The sequence below is a fragment of the Gottfriedia solisilvae genome, from assembly GCF_002128405.1.
In the GTDB taxonomy this organism is placed as follows: Bacteria; Bacillota; Bacilli; order Bacillales; family Bacillaceae_G; genus Gottfriedia; species Gottfriedia solisilvae.
The window spans coordinates 16,865-34,454 of the sequence record NZ_NETJ01000004.1 but is presented as its reverse complement, the minus strand read 5'-3'; the positions used below and the strand labels follow the sequence as shown (position 1 = coordinate 34,454).

Below are 17,590 nucleotides of genomic sequence, written 5' to 3'. Positions count from 1 at the left end.
CTGTCGGGTCCCAATCATTTACCTATCTACTATATCAAATATCGAGCAGAAACGCTTTCATTGATGTCGATTTTTTTCGAATTTAGCTATAAAATAAATATATGTTCATAAAATGTAGAAGATAGAACTGAGAAGGAAGTGTACATATGTACTTTATTAATCGTCAAAGTATTATTGATCGAATAGAAGTAATCAACTCAATGCTTAATTATTATGATTCAAATAGTAAACCAAGTAATCAAACTGAGGTGCTTGCATTTGAAAGAATGGCGCAGCTTTTTATCGACAGTATTTTAGACATTGGTAATGCAATGATTGACGGATTCATCATGAGGGATCCTGGTAGTTATGATGATATTGTTGATATATTAATGGATGAAAAAGTAATTACGAAAGAATTAGGAGAAGCAATTAAAAAACTAATACCGATTCGTAAGCATTTATTACAGGATTATACAACATCAATTACCGAAACAATCATGTCTACTTTTTCAGAAAATATTAGTGCATATAAAGAATTTCCAATTGCAGTGGATAATTACTTGAATAAAGAACTTGGTGTCGTAAATGCCTTTAGTAGCGACAAAGAGAAATAAAAGGTCTTAAAAGGATTGAAGGAGTGTCAACATGAAGCAGTATAAAGGTTATTTAATTGACTTAGACGGTACCATGTACCGAGGTGAAGAACAAATTGAAGAGGCTAGTCGTTTTATAGAAGCATTAAAAGAAAAAGGAATTCCTTATTTATTTGTAACAAATAACTCAACACGTAAACCAGAACAAGTTGCAGATAAGCTTAATCGCTTTAATATTCCTACGACAAAGGAACAAGTATTTACAACAAGTAATGCAACAGCCAATTACATAAAAGAACAGAAAGAAAATGCATCAGTTTATATGATAGGCGAAGAGGGGCTTACATTTGCTTTGGAGGAAGTTGGCCTAAAAATAACTGATGATCAACCAGATTTTGTTGTAAGTGGTCTAGATCGAGATATCAATTATGAGAAATTAGCGAAAGCATGCCTTGCAGTTAGAAACGGTGCCACATTTATTTCTACAAATGGTGATATTGCACTTCCAACTGAAAGAGGACTATTACCTGGCAATGGATCATTAACATCTGTGATTGCAGTTTCTACGACAGTCAAACCAATTTTTATTGGCAAACCTGAATCAATTATTATGGAACAAGCATTAAAAGTACTAGGAGTGCCAAAAGAAGATACGCTAATGGTTGGTGATTATTATGATACCGATATTTTAGCTGGAATTAATACTGGTATAGATACTTTACTTGTACATACGGGTGTAACTACGAAAGAAATGTTAGCTGATTATGAAAAGCAACCTACTTATTCAGTTCACTCATTAGAAGAATGGTTACAATATATTTAATAAAATCTCTGATAAAGAAAACGACCGTAGCAAAATGGAAAAGCACTCAGCTTATTAGCCGAGTGCTTTTCCATTTTTATTTATCACCTTTACGTTCATCTGAGTTTTTATGAGCTGCACGATGAGCCAATCTGCTAGATGCTGCAGCCGCAATTGCGCCAACAATGTCATCTAAAAACGTATGAACCATACCAGTGGACTTATCATTTAATCTTTCTAAAATGCCAGGCTTCATTTTATCGATATAACCATAATTCGTAAAACCAATCGACCCGTAAACATTTACGATCGAAAGAGCAATGATTTCGTCTATTCCGTATAAACCTTCATCTCGCTTAATGATGGATAATAAAGGCTCCTGCAATTTATTTTGCTCACCTAATATATCTAACTCAATACCGGTAATGATGGCATTTTGTATTTCACGCTTTGTTAAGACCCTTTTAACATTGTGTAAACACTCTTCCATCGACAAATCATCATGATATTTACTTTGTAAAAAATAAACTAAATCGGCAATATCATCAAGCGTTACACCTCTTTTTTCTAATAATGATAGTGCAGTCTTCTCTAGATCGTGATTTAAAAATTCCATGTCATCACCTTTTCCTTATCAATTAATTTATTTAGTGGGAATGTAACTAAAATTGAATGAACTACTGAAACGATTAGAAATATGCAAGGATAAAGAGCCAATTTTTTAATTAAACAGAGGTTTAAATATATATGATTCTAGATTGAACATAATTCCCCTTTATAAAAAAATGTTAATCATCAAAATGAACTCAATTTATATAAAAAATTACATTTAAGGCTCCAACCATATATCTAATTCACTTAAATAAACAAATTTCGAATAGTTTCTTCCTAATCTAACTCTTGATATGTTTTCAAGTTTTGAGTATCTTTATAGCTTTTTTTCTATGTTAGTTCTTACCAATACTTTATGAAAAATGTAGTAAAGGTTTACTTGGTAATGATGAACAAACTGGTTTTCGACCTGCTTAACTGGTTTTTGTCTTATGCTTGTCGGAGCTAACCAGTCGCCTCCACCTTTCGAATTGTCTAGTTCCGGCTCCTAGCTCCTCGAGGTCATAAGTCAAACTCCATTAAAGGTAAATAGCCACCTTTACTGGTTTTTGTCTTATGCTTGTCGGAGCTAACCAGTCGCCTCCACCTTTCTATATTTATACGTCATTTTCACCTTTTTTGTGAAGGGTCATTCGGTTTATGTTTTAAAGTGAAAGTATGGGTACAGGTTTTTGGGTTTGTGACATATACATTAATAAGTAGTAATTTAAAGGATGTGAGTGATGATGTTTATTAGAAATCAAAACATCATTCAAGATTTGTTTCATCATTATCAAATTCAACCAGCTGAGCTTCTTTCAGTTCAGTCATATTACATGTTTTGGCAGAGGAATAGGGTGTATTTTCTTGTGCCAATTGGAAATTTAAAAGAAGATGATTTACAGGAAATGAAACGATTGAGTGATTTTATGAGTGCAACAGGTGATCAAACAGTTGCAACATTTGTTCAAAATGTTCAAGGGTATTATGTAAGTAAGATTGGTGGTAGTAATTATTCTTTATTTAAAAGTTTTCGTCAAAGTGAACGAAGCACAAGCACGAGCTTTGGAGAAGAATTAGCAGTTTTTCATTTACGTGGTAAGAAGTATAGCGAGGATTTAAAGCAGTTAAAAAGAATTGGTCAATGGAAGTCTTTATGGGAGAAACGCTTAGAGCAGTTAGAAAGATTTTGGCAAAAGAAGGTGAATAGTCATCCTGAAAATTATTTTGAACAAATCTTCATCGAATCGTTTCCTTACTATCTTGGAATGACGGAGAATGCGATTCAATATGTTGTTGATACAGAATTAGATGACACCCCTCAAATTGTTGATTCTGCGACGATTTGTCATCAAAAAATGGCTGAGAGAAAAATGAAAGAAATACATTTTGCAAAAATACCTACAGAATGGATTTATGATCATCCTTCTAGGGATTTAGCGGAGTGGGTTAGAGATGAATATTTAGAAAACAGCGGCGGGAATTATCGAAAAAAAATACTCTCATTTTTGTATAGTTATGAAAAGAAAAGTCCTTTATCAACATTTTCTTGGCGATTATTATATGCAAGACTTCTATTCCCAGTACATTATTTTGAAACGATTGAAGGCTATTATTTATCTAAGACAGATGCGGATCGAAAAAGGCATGAACGTAAGCTAGTCACTTATTTGGAAACGACAAGTGAGTTTGAATCGTTTTTAGGTAACTTCTATGAAATGATTGGTCTGCCAATAGTTAAATTAGGAATTAGAGAAATTAATTGGTTAAAGTAAAAAAGAGAAGGGAAATCTCCCTTCTCTCAGACTGCCGCCAAACGCTCGCTTTCTTCGATGCTTAACCTTCTTGCGGTGCTCATTACCGTCTAGGTAACTCCGCTCCTCATCCGGCTTGCGCCTCGAAAGACAAGCGTTTTCAATCAGTCTGATACTCTGGTTTTTTGTACTTTGTCTACAAATAAAAAAGAGAAGGGAATCTCCCTTCTCTTTAATGAATTGAATTAGAATACTTGCTCTACTTCAATTACACCAGGTACCTCTTCTAATAGAGCACGTTCAATACCAGCTTTTAAAGTGATCGTTGAACTTGGGCAGCTTCCACATGCACCTAAAAGGCGTAGTTTAACAATACCATCCTCAATATCAACTAAATCAACGTCTCCACCATCGCGAAGAAGAAATGGTCTTAATTTATCTAATACTTCTTGTACTTGTTCTTTCATGTCCATACTTATCGACTCCTTTCACTAATTTTATTATAATCAGTTAAGAGGAAAAAATCTATTACAGAGTACTTTGTGTTGTGTAATTTTTAGGACACACAGTTATTGTATGCTAGGAGGAGAAAATGAGTAATAAAATTTTAGTGGAAGTTTTTGGGGCTGAAGTAATTTGTGCAAGTTGTGTAGGAATGCCATCTTCAATCGAAACATTTGAATGGCTTCAAGCAGCACTACAAAGAAAATATCCTGACATAGCATTTGATTTTCAATATATCGATATTTTTAATGTTGATAATAACGAAAAAGAAGATTTTGCAGAAAGAGTTAGAAATGATGAATATTTCTACCCAGTCGTGTTAGTAAATGGAACAGTTGTTGGAGAAGGTAATCCAAAACTGAAAGATGTGTATCAAGCAATTGAACAATAATGTTGTTACCTCTTTATGCAAATAAGGAGGTTTTTTTAATGTGGTTTTAATAATGTTCAAGAATTCTATGTAAATTGGACTAATTTACATGTTAAAATAGAAGTGAAAGATAAATTACAAAATTTGGCATATATATAGACTGGGAGGAGGGGTGGTATGGTCGCAATTAGCTTATTTGTAATTGGCGTTATATTAGTTATTATTGAAATGTTTTCAATTACATTTGTTTTTTTATGGATTGGAATAGCGTGTATTTTAGCAGCAATCGTAAGTTATTTAACTGGCTCGATCATCTTAACTTTTATTACTTTTATAATAAGTGCACTTATTCTTTGGTTAAGTACAAAGAATTTTGCCAAGAGAATACATCAACATAAAACGATAGAAAATGGTGTAAATTCTTTAATTGGAAAGGAAGTAATTGTATCATCCATTGAATTGACAGATGATACATTAGGCACTACAAAAGTTTATGGAGATGAGTGGACTATTCGCTCGACCGAACCACTAGTATTAAGTGAAAAGGTTGTTGTAACAAAAATAGAAGGTGCAACATTATACGTAACAAATATTTAGTCAGGGGAGAAGTGGGTTATGTCTGAAATTCCATATGGTCCAATTATTATAGGGATTATTGTTTTATTCGTCGTATTACTATTATTATCGAGCATTCGAATTGTACGTCAATCTGAAGTTTATTTAGTTGAACGCTTAGGTAAATTTCATCGTAAATTAGAGAGTGGTATTCATATTGTCGTTCCATTTATTGAAAGAGTTGCAAGTAAAAAAACATTACGTGAAACAGTTGTGGATTTTCCACCACAATCAATGATTACGAAAGATAATGTAAGTATTCAAGTGGACTCAGTAGTGTTTTACCAAGTTACTGACGTAGTTCGACATGAGTATGAAATTGCAAACCCTCTTTCAGCGATTTCTAATCTAACTGCAACAACATTGCGTAACTTAATTGGGGAATTAGATTTAGATGAAACGTTAACAAGCCGTGATACGGTAAATAATAAATTACGTGCAATACTTGACCAAGCAACAGATAAATGGGGAATGAAAGTTAATCGTGTTGAGATTCGAAATATCATTCCACCGATTGATATTCAAAATGCGATGGAACGTCAAATGCAAGCAGAACGTACTCGTCGTGAAAAAGTACTAAACGCTCAAGGTGAAAAGGAATCGAAAATTCTTAAAGCTGAAGGGGAAAAGCAATCTCAAATTCTTGAAGCTGAAGGGCAACGCTTGAGTCAGATCGAAAGAGCACGTGGAGATAAAGAGTCACAAGTGTTACGTGCAGAAGGGGAAGCAGAAGCAATCATTAAGCTTGCAGAAGCTAAAGCCCGCGGTGAACAAGTAGTATTAGATGTTTGGAGAGCTGCTTCACCTACAAAAGAAATGGTCCAATTACGTTCAATGGAAGCATTAGAAAAAGTAGCAAATGGAACTGCATCAAAACTTGTTATTCCGACAGATGCTACAAAACTTTTAGGTATGGTTGAAAGTGTAAAAGAAGTTATGCGTTCAGATAAAACTGAACAATAAAATGAATGAATGAAACAAAAGACCCTTAGCGTTAGCTAAGGGTCTTTTGTTGATTAACCGTTAATGGACATACAGACTTTTAAAAATATCAAATGAATAGTTTAATTACTTTTTATCATAATAAGTGCAAGGAGGGATTAAGTTGAGGCATGTTAAAGCACTATTAATAAAATTTATAGCTAGTTTTGCTTTATTATATATGGTTCTGGCTGTATTATACGATATGTCGTTTGGAACTGTGTTCTTAATAACCCTAGTTGTTGGGGTTAGCTCTTATTTACTTGGTGATATGCTAATTTTATCAAAATCAAATAACATTGTTGCTACGATTGCAGATGTTGGATTATCATTTTTTTTCATTTATTATATAGGGTCAGTGTTAACTTATGATGGCAATCTATTTTATCCATCATTAATTTCCGCAATTGGAATAGGTTTATTTGAATTCTTTTTCCATAAATATGTTTATACTCATGTAATCCATAATGAAAATGTATCAGAGGATATCTCCACTAGGAATTTAAGATTTCAAACTGAAGCATCTGAAGAATTGACTCCTGATTTTAAGAATCAAAAGCATTATAAAAAGAAAAAGAAAAAAAAGTAACTCTATTTTAAGAGTTACTTTTTTTTCTGGAACAGAAATTAAATTAGTATTTTATTCTATATGGTGTATCAACCGTTATGATATTTGTATAACCATAGGATACCTGACTTAATCAGTCTTGGTACACGGCCTAACAGAGGGCGTTCATTAAATAAGCCGAAACCATGTTTCTTACCAAGAGATCCCATAATACCTTTTAGTTTAATTTGTGGCATTTCATCTGGCAGCTGTTCACCATTCCATTTTTTGTGTAAGATGGTAACAATTTGCTCTGCTTGTGCTTCGGCAAGCTGTGCAGACGGTGCATAAGGTAATGCTGCACAATCACCAACTACATATACATGTTCATCTGTTGGAATATGGTGATGTTTTGTAATCACAATTCTTCCACTGTTGTCTTTTTCAACATCTAGATTTCGAACAACTTCAACTGGTTGAATGCCCGCTGTCCAAATTACAGCATCACAATGAATTTCATCATCATGGTTGAATAAAGTATTCTCTTCAACCTTTGTAATATTTGAATTACTAATGATTTTTACATCATGCTCGTCAAACCATTTTTGAACGTAATGGCTGAGCTTTTCTGGGAACATGGATAGAATTCTACTTCCGCGATCGAATAGTAAAATCTTTAAATCGCTTCTGCTTTCTCTTAATTCACTTGCAACTTCTACACCACTTAAACCAGCACCTACAACACCAACTACAGAGTTAGGAGGGAGACTATTTACATTTTCATAAGCAATTCTTGTGTTTTCAATAGTTTGAATACTATAAGTATGCTCTTGTGCACCTGGTACGTTGTGATATTTATCTTCACAACCTAGACCAATCACTAAATCATCATATGATACTGTTTTACCATTGTTTAATATCACTTGTTTGTTTGATGTATCAATTGTTGTAATATCCCCATATACAACAGTTAATTTTTCATGAGTTGGAAATGGAATTCTGATATGCTGCTCTGGTACTGTACCAGCAACTAACGCATAGTATTCAGTTTTAAAGCAGTGAAAAGAATTCCGATCAATTAGTGTGATATGAACGTCCTCAGGTAAGGCCGATGTTAATAATCGAGATAAAACACGAACATTTCCGTATCCGCCACCTAGTAATACGAGGTTTTTCATAGTTGTTGTTCCCCTTTTGTTTTATTAGCAATAAATAAAAAAAAATTTTCTAATTTTCGACAATTATATTATATATATTTTGAGGTGAAATAACAACGCCTTACTTTGTAAAATAAACCTTGTTCTAAATAAATCTAAAATGATTGACCTTTTAAAAAAAAAAGAGTAACTTTATGAGGAGCAAGGAGTGAAAATAATTGAGACCATTAGTTGAATTTTGTATTAAAAACCTAGCAAACGGTGCCCAAAAAGCATTAGAGCAGCTTGAACGAGATCCGAATCTAGATGTATTGGAATACGGATGCCTTGGATACTGTGGAAAATGTAGTTTATCACTTTTTGCATTGGTTGAAGGGGAAGTTATTACGGGGGAGACTCCGACAGAACTAGTTGATAATATATATAATTTTCTAGAAGAAAATTTATTGATATAAAAAAACATCACTCTATAATAGTGATGTTTTTTTTATTTTATCTATATAAATGGAAGACAAGTATATTTTTCATAAACTACATAATTTTGGATAGAATAATTTTTAATTAGACATAAGGAGTATCATCATGAGATTTTCTAAAGATACATTATCCCCCGGTCAACAGGCAAATAATGAAAATAGATTAACAGTTGATTTAAAAAGTAATATAGAAAAAATTAATGAATTTTTGTGTAATACAGAAGATTTAATTGTGACAGAAATCAATAAAAATAGTGAAAAGTTAACGTTATTGTATTTGGATACTATGGTGAAAAAGGATTTACTTTTTTCCTATGTTGTAGATCCCCTATTCGATTCAACTGATTTAAAATTTTTAAGTAAATTAGAATTAAATAGATCTTCTAGAATATCAACACTAGGTAAAAGGATAGTAGATGGTTATTGTGTAATCTTAAAGGAGAATTGTATAGAAGGCTTTATGATGGAAGTGTCAGATAGTCAAGGACGCTCAATTAGTGAGCCGAATACGGAACAAAATATAAATGGTGCACATGACGGGTTTATTGAAAGTCTCAGCACAAATATTCAATTGTTAAGAAAAAGAGTGAGAAATACAGATCTCAAAGTGGAATATTTTACGATTGGAAAAATGACAAATACGAAAGTTGCAATGGTTTATATCGATTCACTTGCTAATCGTATGCTCGTTGAAGAAATTATGAAAAGAATTTCAAGCATACAGGTTGATCAACTACAGTCCACTGGAAATTTAGAAGAACTGATAGAAGATAATCCATATTCTCCTTTTCCTCAAGTGTTAAATACTGAACGACCTGATCGTGCTACTTCTTATTTATTAGATGGAAAAATTGCATTGATAGTTGATGGCAGTCCTATGGTGTCCATAGTACCAATTACATTCTTTTCTTTTTATCAGGCACCTGATGATTATAATCATAGATGGTTAATTGGGTCTTTTTTTCGTATTATCAGGGTTTTTAGCTTTATCGTTGCAATTAGTTTGCCTGCTATCTATATTGCCATTGTTACATTTCATTCAGAAGTCCTTCCAATTGGGATTCTATATTCTATACGTGTATCTTTAGAATTTGTACCTTTCCTGCCATTAGTAGAAGCATTTGCTATGCAAATCATTTTAGAATTATTAAAGGAAGCTTCAATTCGTCTGCCATCTCCTATTGCGCAAACGATTGGTATTGTTGGAGGACTTGTAATTGGGACAGCTGTTGTAGAAGCTCATCTAGTTTCAAATACAATGATTGTCGTGATTGGCTTTACTGCAATCGCCTCGTTTGTCGCACCAATTAATGAAATGGGAACAAGTGCTAGAGTATTAGGCTTTCCAACTATGATTGCGGCATCGGTATTTGGATTTTTTGGAATCATTCTATCGTTAATGCTTATATTTATGCATTTGTGTAAATTACAATCTTTTGGCATGCCATACTTTTCTCCAATTGCGCCATTTAAAAAAGAAGACTTAAAGGATACTTTTATTAGACTTCCATTTTGGAAACTAAATACTAGACCAACTGACGCTAAGCCAAAAAAATTAAGACAACAAGGAATGTCTAGGGTGTGGAAGAAAAATGATCACTAAAAAAAATTCAATTACTAAATTTCAATTATTCTTCTTTTTAATTCAAAGTCAAGTTGGCATTGGACTATTATCATTGCCAAATGTTGTGCAAGCTACAGCAAAAGGTGATGGATGGATTTCAACGATTCTTGCTGGAGTAATCGTTCAAATCATGCTAATTATTTATTGGTTTTTATTTAAACAATTCCCGAATGAAAATTATTCAAAAATCACAATTAGATTATTTGGAAAATATATAGGGAAATTATTAAATTTTATCATTTATTTATATTTTATTTTGACTGGTAGTCTAGCACTCATTCTATATATAAACTGTATTAGTCTTTGGCTACTACCATTAACACCTTTATGGGTCTTATCATTGTTTATCATTTTATCAAGTATATATTTAGCGCTTAGTGAATTGACGATCATAGCAAGATTCTTTGTAATAGCTACATTTATGTTAGTTTTATTAATTTTGCTATCATTTTTAACATATGGATTGGAAAAAGAGTTTCAAAACATTTTGCCGATCGGGCATTCCGGCATGAAAAATATAATGATGGGTAGTAATAAGTCAATCATTTCTATGCTAGGTTTTGAAGGTGTTTTGATAGTTTATCCTTTTATTATTAACAAAGAAAAAGGATTGCTAAAATCAGTATCACTCGCGAATCTAACTGTCACCGCATTATACACATACTTCTTATTTCTTTGTCTCATCAGTTTTAGTCCAATGCAGTTAAAACAAATACGGGAACCGGTTTTGTATCTATTTAAAGCTCTATCTTATGAAATGTTGGATAGGATTGATTTAATTTTCATATCAAGCTGGATTGTTCCAATGACGACTTCCATTATCGCATACTTATTTTTTGCAAGTAAGAGTATCAGTAAGGAGAAGTCTTATAAGAAAACTGTTTTGGTAAACGCAATCATCATCTTTCTTATTTCGATCTATCCATTTGATGAAAATATGATTACAAAATTTAGTACGTATGTTACCTATTTAAGCTATTTTGTTGTTTTTATTTTGCCAATTTTACTCCTTGTTTTGACATTGTTTATAAAAACATTGAAAAGGAGTGAAAATGCTTGAAAAAAATTTTTTTAATTTATCTTTGTGTGATATTAATATTCTTATCGGGTTGTTGGGATCAAAGTCTTCTTGTAAATAAAACTCTTATCAATGGGGTTAGTTTCGACATTACTGATAAAAATGAATTATTAGGTTCTGCAAGAATTTTAAATATTGAAAGTAAAGGCGGAGGGCAATTTGATCTTAAAGATGAGTTAATAGAAACGAAAAGTAAATATTCTTCAGAAGTTGGACCGGAAATCAATTTTAAGATGCCTGGAAAAATAGATGTAAGTAAAGCCCATATCATACTAATTGGAGAAGAGCTAGGGAAGCAAGGTATACATCCTTTTTTAGAAATCTTTTATCGCCCAAAAGATGCGTATGTCACAGCTAGGGTTGTAATGACAAAAGGAAGTGCTTCAGACATTCTATCTGTAAACCCTCAAAAAAGTCCAATTGCATTTGAAATATTAAAAGCCTTGAAATCATCAGAGTCTTTAACGAATATTCCGAAAGAAACTGTCTTTTCAACTTGGTCTCAAGTTGTAGACTCTAGAGAAGATCTTTTGTTACCTTTTGTAGAAAAAGTTGAAAATGATCGAGTGGCTATCGGTGGCGTTTATCTTTTTCATAAAGATAAATATACTGGATATAGCATACCGAAAGAGAAAAGCACTTTACTATTATTATTATCCAACGGTATACAAAAGGAAGGACTTGTTGCAGTGAATTTAAAACGTAATCGATCAACTGCCCTTAGAGTGATGGATGAAAAAAGGAAGATGGACTTAGTAATTGACAAAGCGAATCGGAAAATAAAATGTAAAATAAACTTGGAATTAGATGTCAATCTAGTTAGTTATTCAAATAATTTAGAAGAAAAAACCAATGTTAATTCTTTAAACAAAGATATATCTACTCTACTTACGAAAGAGGCAAAAGAACTGACAAGTATTCTTTTGGAAGCAAACTGCGATGCGTTAGGAATAGGGAGGAAGCTTGCTAGTTCTCATCCTGACATTTGGAAGAAATTAGACTGGGAAAAGGATTATAAAAATGTTCAGTTTGAAACAAAAGTAAAAGTTAATATTACTAAGACTGGAGCTGTATTTTGAGAAAAATACTAACACAGTTAAAGGTTAAAAATTATTGTGAATAAAAATACCTCCAATAAAGGAGGTATTTTAATTTTTTGATTTAATGTTTCTTCGCTTCTTCTCTCGTGATTTGCCATTGTTGGCGCGCTTTTTCTACAATGCCTTTTTCTAGTTGAGCATTTGAATGAGCTACAATTTTTGAAAAATGACTAATGGCATCTTCATATAGTTTACATCTCCTAGAAAGCTCTCCTATTAAAAATAAGACTCTAATTTCAGACATTTCACTTCCAACATATTCTGCTATGTCATAGCTTTTTTTATAGGCTTCAACTGTTTTTAACATAAATCTTTCTTCTTCAACTTGATTGTTCAACTTTCGATATAACCAGCTAACTCTTAATAATAAGCCAGCTAAAATATAATATTTTTCATTTTTAAGTATTGAGCAATAGATTGCAAGCTTGTAGCATGTAATGGCATCCTCAACCGATCGGATATCTCCAAAGCTACGAGGTCGCCACTTTTCAGAAACTTCCTTTTGAATGATTGCTTTAGATATTGAGGAAATCAAACTACTATTCTTAGTAAAGGCGTATCCACATAGGTTACAAACGTTTACGTAATATAAATAAGGGGAATTGACTTCATCTTGATATGTTACACAGAAATCAGTACTTACTTCGACAGTTTTTGGGTATGAAATTCTAACGTTGACAGTAGAAAAAGAATTTGAACAACATGGGCATTTCAAAGTACGGGAAAAAGTTGGTGTTATAGTCATAATTTCACTTAGCTCCATTTTCAGCTGATTTATATGTTCTATATATCCTATATCGGCAGTGAGTCGTAAGAATGTTTATTTTATAAAGAAATATAATAAAATAATTCAAAAGTAACGATATTGGGCTTAGATTAATCGGATACAAAATAATATGGAAGGTTCTATCTTTATTGTGTTGAGACATATTGGCATGAGCAATAAACTATTTGGTGGCGTACTATAATATAAAAGAAATCGAATATTGTTATAATGGAGTTGTTTATTAGTTTTAATATGGATTGAAAAAATAGACAAAAAAATGAGCAGTCACATGTTAGTGATCGCTCAAAAAATGTTTCTATATCGAGAAACGGGGGATGTTCTTATTGTGCTCAGTTCATTAAAAATTTATACTTGTATTATTAAAAATAGTAAGGAGTCATGAAAATGAATTCTTTTCGTTATACAAAAATGCATGGTTTAGGTAATAATTATATATATGTAAATATGTTTGAAGAAAATTTGAAGGAAGAAGATCTTTCTTCAATTGCTATTAGCGTTTCAAATATTCATACAGGTATCGGTAGTGATGGGATGATTTTAATTTGCCCGTCTGATGTAGCTGATGTGAAAATGAGAGTATTTAACAATGACGGCTCTGAAGCAAAAAATTGTGGAAATGGTTTAAGATGTGTTGCTAAATATGCTTTTGAACATGCTTTAGTGAAGGATACTAATTTTAAGATCGAGACGATTAGTAATATAGTAAAGGCTATTGTGCATCTTGAAAATGATGCTGTTAGTTTGGTTACTATTAATATGGGAGAACCAATATTCCAGCGTTCCTTAATTCCTATAAGCGGAGAGGAACAGGAATTTGCAAAAGATCAAATATTATTTGAAGATGAGCTTCATTCATTCATTGGTGTTTCGATGGGAAACCCACATGCAGTATTTGAAGTCAGAGATATTAAAAATGCTCCGCTAACTACACTTGGTCCATATGTAGAGAAGCATGAATTGTTTCCTGAAAGCGTAAATGTTGAATTTATCGAATGTTTACCTCATAATGAAATCAATTTTGTAGTATGGGAACGTGGTTCTGGCGTTACCCAAGCATGTGGAACAGGGGCATGCGCAGCTGCAGTAGCAATGGTACAAGAAGGTAAATATAATAAAGACGAGCCAATTACTGTTCATTTGCAAGGTGGAGATTTACAAATTACATGGTCTTCGGATGGAGATGTATGGATGAAAGGCCCGGCAGTTACAATAACAGAAGGCATATATTATTTATAAAGAGGAGTGAATGATATGATTACAGTGACTGAACAAGCAGGATTAAAAATTAAAGAAATGCTTGAAAATGAAGAAGATCAAAACGTTTATGTACGTTTAGGTGTAAAAGGTGGCGGCTGTTCTGGTCTTTCATATGGTCTAGGATTTGATCCTGAAAAAAATGAAAATGACACTGAACTAGAATTTCAAAATATCAAATTTCTAATTGATATTGAAAGTGCGCCGATTTTAAAAGGTGTTGTAATCGATTTTAAAGAATCGTTACTTGGTGGCGGATTTACAATTGAAAATCCAAATGCGATTGCATCATGTGGATGTGGCTCAAGCTTTAGAACTGCTTCGAACGCAGGTACGCCTGAAGAATGTTAATAGTAAAAACCTTCTTTACAGTTAGTGTAACGACTACTGTAAGAAGGTTTTATTTTGAAATAGGCTGGGGTTCTAAAACGTTTGTTAATATTTTTACAAAATATAGTTAAAATAACGAATCATTTTTCTAAATTGATACTATTATATAGTGTAATCAATTATTTTAGTTTGCATTTTGTTGTGAAGTTCTTCACTAAGTATGTTATTGTATGTTCAGTATATCACATACTTAGTGAAAAAAAGACCGCCCATTGTATGGACAGTCTGATGTACTCTATTTTAGAACATTGATGAGCTATGACCTGGTTGTAATTTTGCACTTGGATCAATATATGCTTTTGCGTTATTGATTGCTGTAGGAGCTTCACCGAATCCAGATGCAATTAGTTTTACTTTTCCATCATAAGTACAAATGTCACCAGCTGCATAAATACCTTGAATATTTGTTTCCATGCGAGAATTAACAACGATATTATTTTTTTCGATTGTTAAGCCCCAATCTTTTATTGGACCTAATGAAGATACGAAACCGTAGTTTACAATTACATCGTCTATTTCGATTTCTTCGCGCTCTTCAGTTTTTGCATTTTGAAGAACTACTTTTTCGATACGATCATTACCAATAATTTCGACTGGAATCCAAGGAGTTTTTACTTCAACTTTTGAGTTCATTAAGTTTTCTACACTGTGTTCATGAGCTCTAAATTTATCACGACGGTGAATTAGTGTTACTTTTTCAGCGATTGGTTCTAGCATTAATGACCAGTCTACTGCAGAGTCACCACCGCCAAATACAACTACACGTTTGCCAGCAAATTTATTCATATCATCTACGAAGTAATGTAAGTTTGCTTTTTCAAATCGTTCAGAACCAGGAATTTCTAACTTACGAGGTTGGAACGCACCATTTCCAGCAGTAATGATGATTGCTTTTGTATAATGTTCAAAGCCATCATTACAAACTAAATGAAATACGCCATCATCGTTTTTAGTAATTTGTTGTACAGATTGCTCTAAGCAAATAGTTGGTTCAAATTTTTTCATTTGCTCTTTTAAGTTATCGATTAATTCTTGAGCACGTACTTTTGGAAAACCTGCAACATCATAAATATATTTTTCAGGGTAAAGTGCTGATAATTGCCCACCTAATTGTGGTAAGCTTTCAATGATTTTTACACTAGCTTGTCTCATTCCACCATAAAAAGCAGTGAATAAACCAATTGGTCCTCCACCTATAATTGTAATATCATATACTTTTTCGTCTTTCATAAACGGAATATCCCCCTTGTGTATATATGCATTAACGCATGTCTTCTATAGAATAATATCATATTTTATAGAGATATAAGAAAAAAAGCGAATAAAAATGGTATAGAATTTTTTCAAATGCAAAATTTAAAAATACGTATTCGAAAGTAAATTTTCTAAATAATAAGACTTAATGTTTTGAGAATTCAAGCGTTTAGTTTATACTTGAAATCTTTAAGAAAAAACTTTAATATTGTAATAGGCTAATTGTTAACATTTTGTGACAATTATTACGAAATAATTTGACAAATTTCCCTATATAATAGTTTGCTCACTAATGTACTAAGTTATGTCGCATAGAAAAGTTTGCTCACTATTGTACTAAGTTATCTCGTTTAGGTAACAGTAGGAAAGTACTTAATATAATTAAAAGGATGGTTAGTATCATGAATAAGCCTAAGATTGTAATCCTTGGAGCTGGGTACGGTGGTATTATTACTGCAACTCGACTTCAAAAAACATTATCTGCAAATGAGGCAGAAATTACTTTAGTAAATAAAAATAGCTACCATTACCAAACTACGTGGTTACATGAAAATGCAGCAGGTACATTACACCATGACCGTACACGTCTAGATATTAAAGATGTGATTAATCCAAGTAAAATCAACTTCATTCAAGATACAGTAACAGAAATTAAACCAGAAGATAAGAAAGTTGTTCTTACTCACGGTGAATTAAATTATGACTATTTAGTAATTGGACTTGGTTTCGAATCTGAAACTTTCGGAATTAAAGGATTAAAAGAACATGCATTTTCAATTGCAAGTATTAACGCTGCACGTCAAATTCGTGAGCATATTGACTATAGTTTTTCAAAATATCATAACACGCCAGCTGAAAAACGTGATGAGTTATTAACTATCATTGTTGGTGGTGCTGGATTTACTGGTATTGAATTTGTTGGTGAATTAGCAAACCGTGTGCCAGAATTATGTAAAGAATATGATATCGACCGTGATTTAGTACGTATTGTATGCGTTGAAGCTGCTCCAATGGTATTACCTGGTTTTGATCCAGAATTAGTTGACTACGCTGTATCTCAATTAGAGAAAAAAGGCGTTGAGTTCAAAATTGGTACAGCAATTAAAGAATGTACTGAAGAAGGAATCATCGTTGCTAAAGGTGAAGAAACTGAAGAAATTAAATCTGCAACAGTAGTATGGGCTGCAGGTGTTCGTGGTAATGCTTTAGTTGAGCAAGCTGGCTTTGAAGCAATGCGTGGACGTGTAAAAGTTACAAAAGACATGCGTGTTCCAGGATATGACGATGTATTTATCGTAGGTGATTCTGCTTTATTAATTGATGAAGTGAATAACCGTCCATATCCACCAACTGCACAAATTGCAATTCAACAAGGTTTCAATGTTGCACACAACTTAGCAGTATTAGTTCGTGGAAAAGGCGAGCTAGAAGAATTCACTCCAGATATTAAAGGTACTGTATGTTCATTAGGACATGATGATGCAATTGGTGTAGTATTCGGTAAAAAATTAACTGGTTGGAAAGCTTCATTTATGAAAAAAGTAATTGATAACCGTTACTTATTCGTACTTGGTGGCCCAATGCTAGTTCTTAAAAAAGGTAAATTAAATCTCCTTTAAGAAAATATAGCTCGACAATAGTCGGGCTATCATTGTGTATAAGAAATTTTTTCAAACTGATTAAACGCTTGATTTTCGAGGTGCATGGCCGAGTGGAAGCAAGGTTACGATA

Annotated in this window: 19 protein-coding genes; 14 read left to right on the top strand and 5 right to left on the bottom strand. The window is 32.7% G+C overall.

Annotation, left to right across the window (positions count from 1 at the left end; all coding sequences use genetic code 11):
- The first annotated feature begins 146 nt into the window (after window positions 1-146).
- Window positions 147-596 (top strand): DUF86 domain-containing protein, encoded by a 450-nt coding sequence (locus tag CAB05_RS13365; RefSeq protein ID WP_088000537.1) that lies wholly within the window; start codon window positions 147-149, stop codon window positions 594-596.
- 31 nt (window positions 597-627) lie between these two features.
- Entirely contained in the window at window positions 628-1,398 is a 771-nt protein-coding gene (gene nucF, locus CAB05_RS13360; RefSeq protein WP_088000536.1) for a 5' nucleotidase NucF, read from the top strand.
- A 76-nt stretch (window positions 1,399-1,474) separates the two neighbouring features.
- On the opposite strand, the gene CAB05_RS13355 is transcribed toward nucF, so the two are convergent.
- Window positions 1,475-1,993, bottom strand: coding sequence for a phosphatidylglycerophosphatase A family protein (locus tag CAB05_RS13355; protein ID WP_088000534.1), 519 nt, complete (start codon window positions 1,991-1,993; stop codon window positions 1,475-1,477).
- Window positions 1,994-2,735: 742 nt separating this feature from the next.
- Here CAB05_RS13355 and yutH point away from each other — a divergent pair.
- A complete protein-coding gene (yutH, locus tag CAB05_RS13350) occupies window positions 2,736-3,743 on the top strand; it encodes a spore coat putative kinase YutH (RefSeq protein WP_088001680.1) in 1,008 nt (335 codons plus the stop codon).
- Window positions 3,744-3,967: 224 nt separating this feature from the next.
- Here the strand turns inward: yutH and CAB05_RS13345 are convergent, their stop codons facing one another.
- Window positions 3,968-4,195, bottom strand: coding sequence for a NifU family protein (locus tag CAB05_RS13345; RefSeq protein WP_025671774.1), 228 nt, complete (start codon window positions 4,193-4,195; stop codon window positions 3,968-3,970).
- A gap of 119 nt (window positions 4,196-4,314) precedes the next feature.
- Here CAB05_RS13345 and CAB05_RS13340 point away from each other — a divergent pair, with 119 nt between their 5' ends.
- From CAB05_RS13340 to CAB05_RS13325, 4 genes are all read left to right on the top strand, one after another.
- Window positions 4,315-4,617 (top strand): YuzD family protein, encoded by a 303-nt coding sequence (locus tag CAB05_RS13340; RefSeq protein ID WP_088000532.1) that lies wholly within the window; start codon window positions 4,315-4,317, stop codon window positions 4,615-4,617.
- A 156-nt stretch (window positions 4,618-4,773) separates the two neighbouring features.
- Window positions 4,774-5,193 (top strand): NfeD family protein, encoded by a 420-nt coding sequence (locus tag CAB05_RS13335; RefSeq protein ID WP_088000529.1) that lies wholly within the window; start codon window positions 4,774-4,776, stop codon window positions 5,191-5,193.
- Window positions 5,194-5,211: 18 nt separating this feature from the next.
- Complete coding sequence (locus CAB05_RS13330) at window positions 5,212-6,174, top strand: SPFH domain-containing protein (protein ID WP_088000527.1); 963 nt, start codon at window positions 5,212-5,214, stop codon at window positions 6,172-6,174.
- A 142-nt stretch (window positions 6,175-6,316) separates the two neighbouring features.
- Window positions 6,317-6,781: a YndM family protein gene (locus CAB05_RS13325; RefSeq protein WP_088000525.1), complete on the top strand. Its 465-nt coding sequence runs from the start codon at window positions 6,317-6,319 to the stop codon at window positions 6,779-6,781.
- 68 nt (window positions 6,782-6,849) lie between these two features.
- On the opposite strand, the gene CAB05_RS13320 is transcribed toward CAB05_RS13325, so the two are convergent.
- Window positions 6,850-7,917, bottom strand: a complete 1,068-nt coding sequence (locus tag CAB05_RS13320) for an NAD(P)/FAD-dependent oxidoreductase (RefSeq protein WP_088000523.1) — start codon at window positions 7,915-7,917, stop codon at window positions 6,850-6,852.
- Window positions 7,918-8,114: 197 nt separating this feature from the next.
- Here CAB05_RS13320 and CAB05_RS13315 point away from each other — a divergent pair, with 197 nt between their 5' ends.
- From CAB05_RS13315 to CAB05_RS13300, 4 genes are all read left to right on the top strand, one after another.
- A complete protein-coding gene (locus CAB05_RS13315; RefSeq protein ID WP_088000521.1) occupies window positions 8,115-8,351 on the top strand; it encodes a YuzB family protein in 237 nt (78 codons plus the stop codon).
- A 127-nt stretch (window positions 8,352-8,478) separates the two neighbouring features.
- Window positions 8,479-9,975, top strand: coding sequence for a spore germination protein (locus CAB05_RS13310; protein ID WP_088000519.1), 1,497 nt, complete (start codon window positions 8,479-8,481; stop codon window positions 9,973-9,975).
- Window positions 9,965-11,056, top strand: coding sequence for a GerAB/ArcD/ProY family transporter (locus tag CAB05_RS13305; RefSeq protein WP_088000517.1), 1,092 nt, complete (start codon window positions 9,965-9,967; stop codon window positions 11,054-11,056). The genes CAB05_RS13310 and CAB05_RS13305 overlap by 11 nt, the downstream gene beginning before the upstream one ends.
- The gene (locus CAB05_RS13300; protein WP_088000515.1) at window positions 11,053-12,153 is read left to right on the top strand and encodes a Ger(x)C family spore germination protein; all 1,101 of its coding nucleotides are present in this window, start codon (window positions 11,053-11,055) and stop codon (window positions 12,151-12,153) included. The genes CAB05_RS13305 and CAB05_RS13300 overlap by 4 nt, the downstream gene beginning before the upstream one ends.
- 82 nt (window positions 12,154-12,235) lie before the next feature.
- On the opposite strand, the gene CAB05_RS13295 is transcribed toward CAB05_RS13300, so the two are convergent.
- Window positions 12,236-12,919, bottom strand: coding sequence for a DUF2225 domain-containing protein (locus CAB05_RS13295; protein ID WP_158093267.1), 684 nt, complete (start codon window positions 12,917-12,919; stop codon window positions 12,236-12,238).
- Between the two features lie 426 nt (window positions 12,920-13,345).
- Between CAB05_RS13295 and dapF the strand changes: the two genes are divergently transcribed.
- Window positions 13,346-14,197, top strand: coding sequence for a diaminopimelate epimerase (gene dapF, locus CAB05_RS13290; protein ID WP_088000510.1), 852 nt, complete (start codon window positions 13,346-13,348; stop codon window positions 14,195-14,197).
- Window positions 14,198-14,212: 15 nt separating this feature from the next.
- Complete coding sequence (locus CAB05_RS13285; protein WP_088000508.1) at window positions 14,213-14,566, top strand: HesB/IscA family protein; 354 nt, start codon at window positions 14,213-14,215, stop codon at window positions 14,564-14,566.
- 279 nt (window positions 14,567-14,845) lie between these two features.
- Here CAB05_RS13285 and CAB05_RS13280 read toward each other — a convergent pair whose 3' ends face one another.
- Window positions 14,846-15,835 carry an NAD(P)/FAD-dependent oxidoreductase gene (locus CAB05_RS13280; RefSeq protein WP_142283102.1) on the bottom strand — a complete coding sequence of 330 codons (990 nt, stop codon included), beginning with the start codon at window positions 15,833-15,835 and terminating at the stop codon, window positions 14,846-14,848.
- Between the two features lie 425 nt (window positions 15,836-16,260).
- On the opposite strand from CAB05_RS13280, the gene CAB05_RS13275 reads away from it, so the two are divergent.
- Entirely contained in the window at window positions 16,261-17,478 is a 1,218-nt protein-coding gene (locus CAB05_RS13275; protein ID WP_142283101.1) for an NAD(P)/FAD-dependent oxidoreductase, read from the top strand.
- Window positions 17,479-17,590 lie beyond the last annotated feature (112 nt).

Coding starts and splice junctions, on each gene's coding strand:
- CAB05_RS13365 (WP_088000537.1), top strand. CDS start 147: ATGTACTTTATTAATCGTCAAAGTATTATTGATCGAATAGAAGTAATC.
- nucF (WP_088000536.1), top strand. CDS start 628: ATGAAGCAGTATAAAGGTTATTTAATTGACTTAGACGGTACCATGTAC.
- CAB05_RS13355 (WP_088000534.1), bottom strand. CDS start 1,993: ATGGAATTTTTAAATCACGATCTAGAGAAGACTGCACTATCATTATTA.
- CAB05_RS13345 (WP_025671774.1), bottom strand. CDS start 4,195: ATGGACATGAAAGAACAAGTACAAGAAGTATTAGATAAATTAAGACCA.
- CAB05_RS13340 (WP_088000532.1), top strand. CDS start 4,315: ATGAGTAATAAAATTTTAGTGGAAGTTTTTGGGGCTGAAGTAATTTGT.
- CAB05_RS13335 (WP_088000529.1), top strand. CDS start 4,774: ATGGTCGCAATTAGCTTATTTGTAATTGGCGTTATATTAGTTATTATT.
- CAB05_RS13330 (WP_088000527.1), top strand. CDS start 5,212: ATGTCTGAAATTCCATATGGTCCAATTATTATAGGGATTATTGTTTTA.
- CAB05_RS13320 (WP_088000523.1), bottom strand. CDS start 7,917: ATGAAAAACCTCGTATTACTAGGTGGCGGATACGGAAATGTTCGTGTT.
- CAB05_RS13310 (WP_088000519.1), top strand. CDS start 8,479: ATGAGATTTTCTAAAGATACATTATCCCCCGGTCAACAGGCAAATAAT.
- CAB05_RS13305 (WP_088000517.1), top strand. CDS start 9,965: ATGATCACTAAAAAAAATTCAATTACTAAATTTCAATTATTCTTCTTT.
- CAB05_RS13295 (WP_158093267.1), bottom strand. CDS start 12,919: ATGACTATAACACCAACTTTTTCCCGTACTTTGAAATGCCCATGTTGT.
- dapF (WP_088000510.1), top strand. CDS start 13,346: ATGAATTCTTTTCGTTATACAAAAATGCATGGTTTAGGTAATAATTAT.
- CAB05_RS13285 (WP_088000508.1), top strand. CDS start 14,213: ATGATTACAGTGACTGAACAAGCAGGATTAAAAATTAAAGAAATGCTT.
- CAB05_RS13280 (WP_142283102.1), bottom strand. CDS start 15,835: ATGAAAGACGAAAAAGTATATGATATTACAATTATAGGTGGAGGACCA.
- CAB05_RS13275 (WP_142283101.1), top strand. CDS start 16,261: ATGAATAAGCCTAAGATTGTAATCCTTGGAGCTGGGTACGGTGGTATT.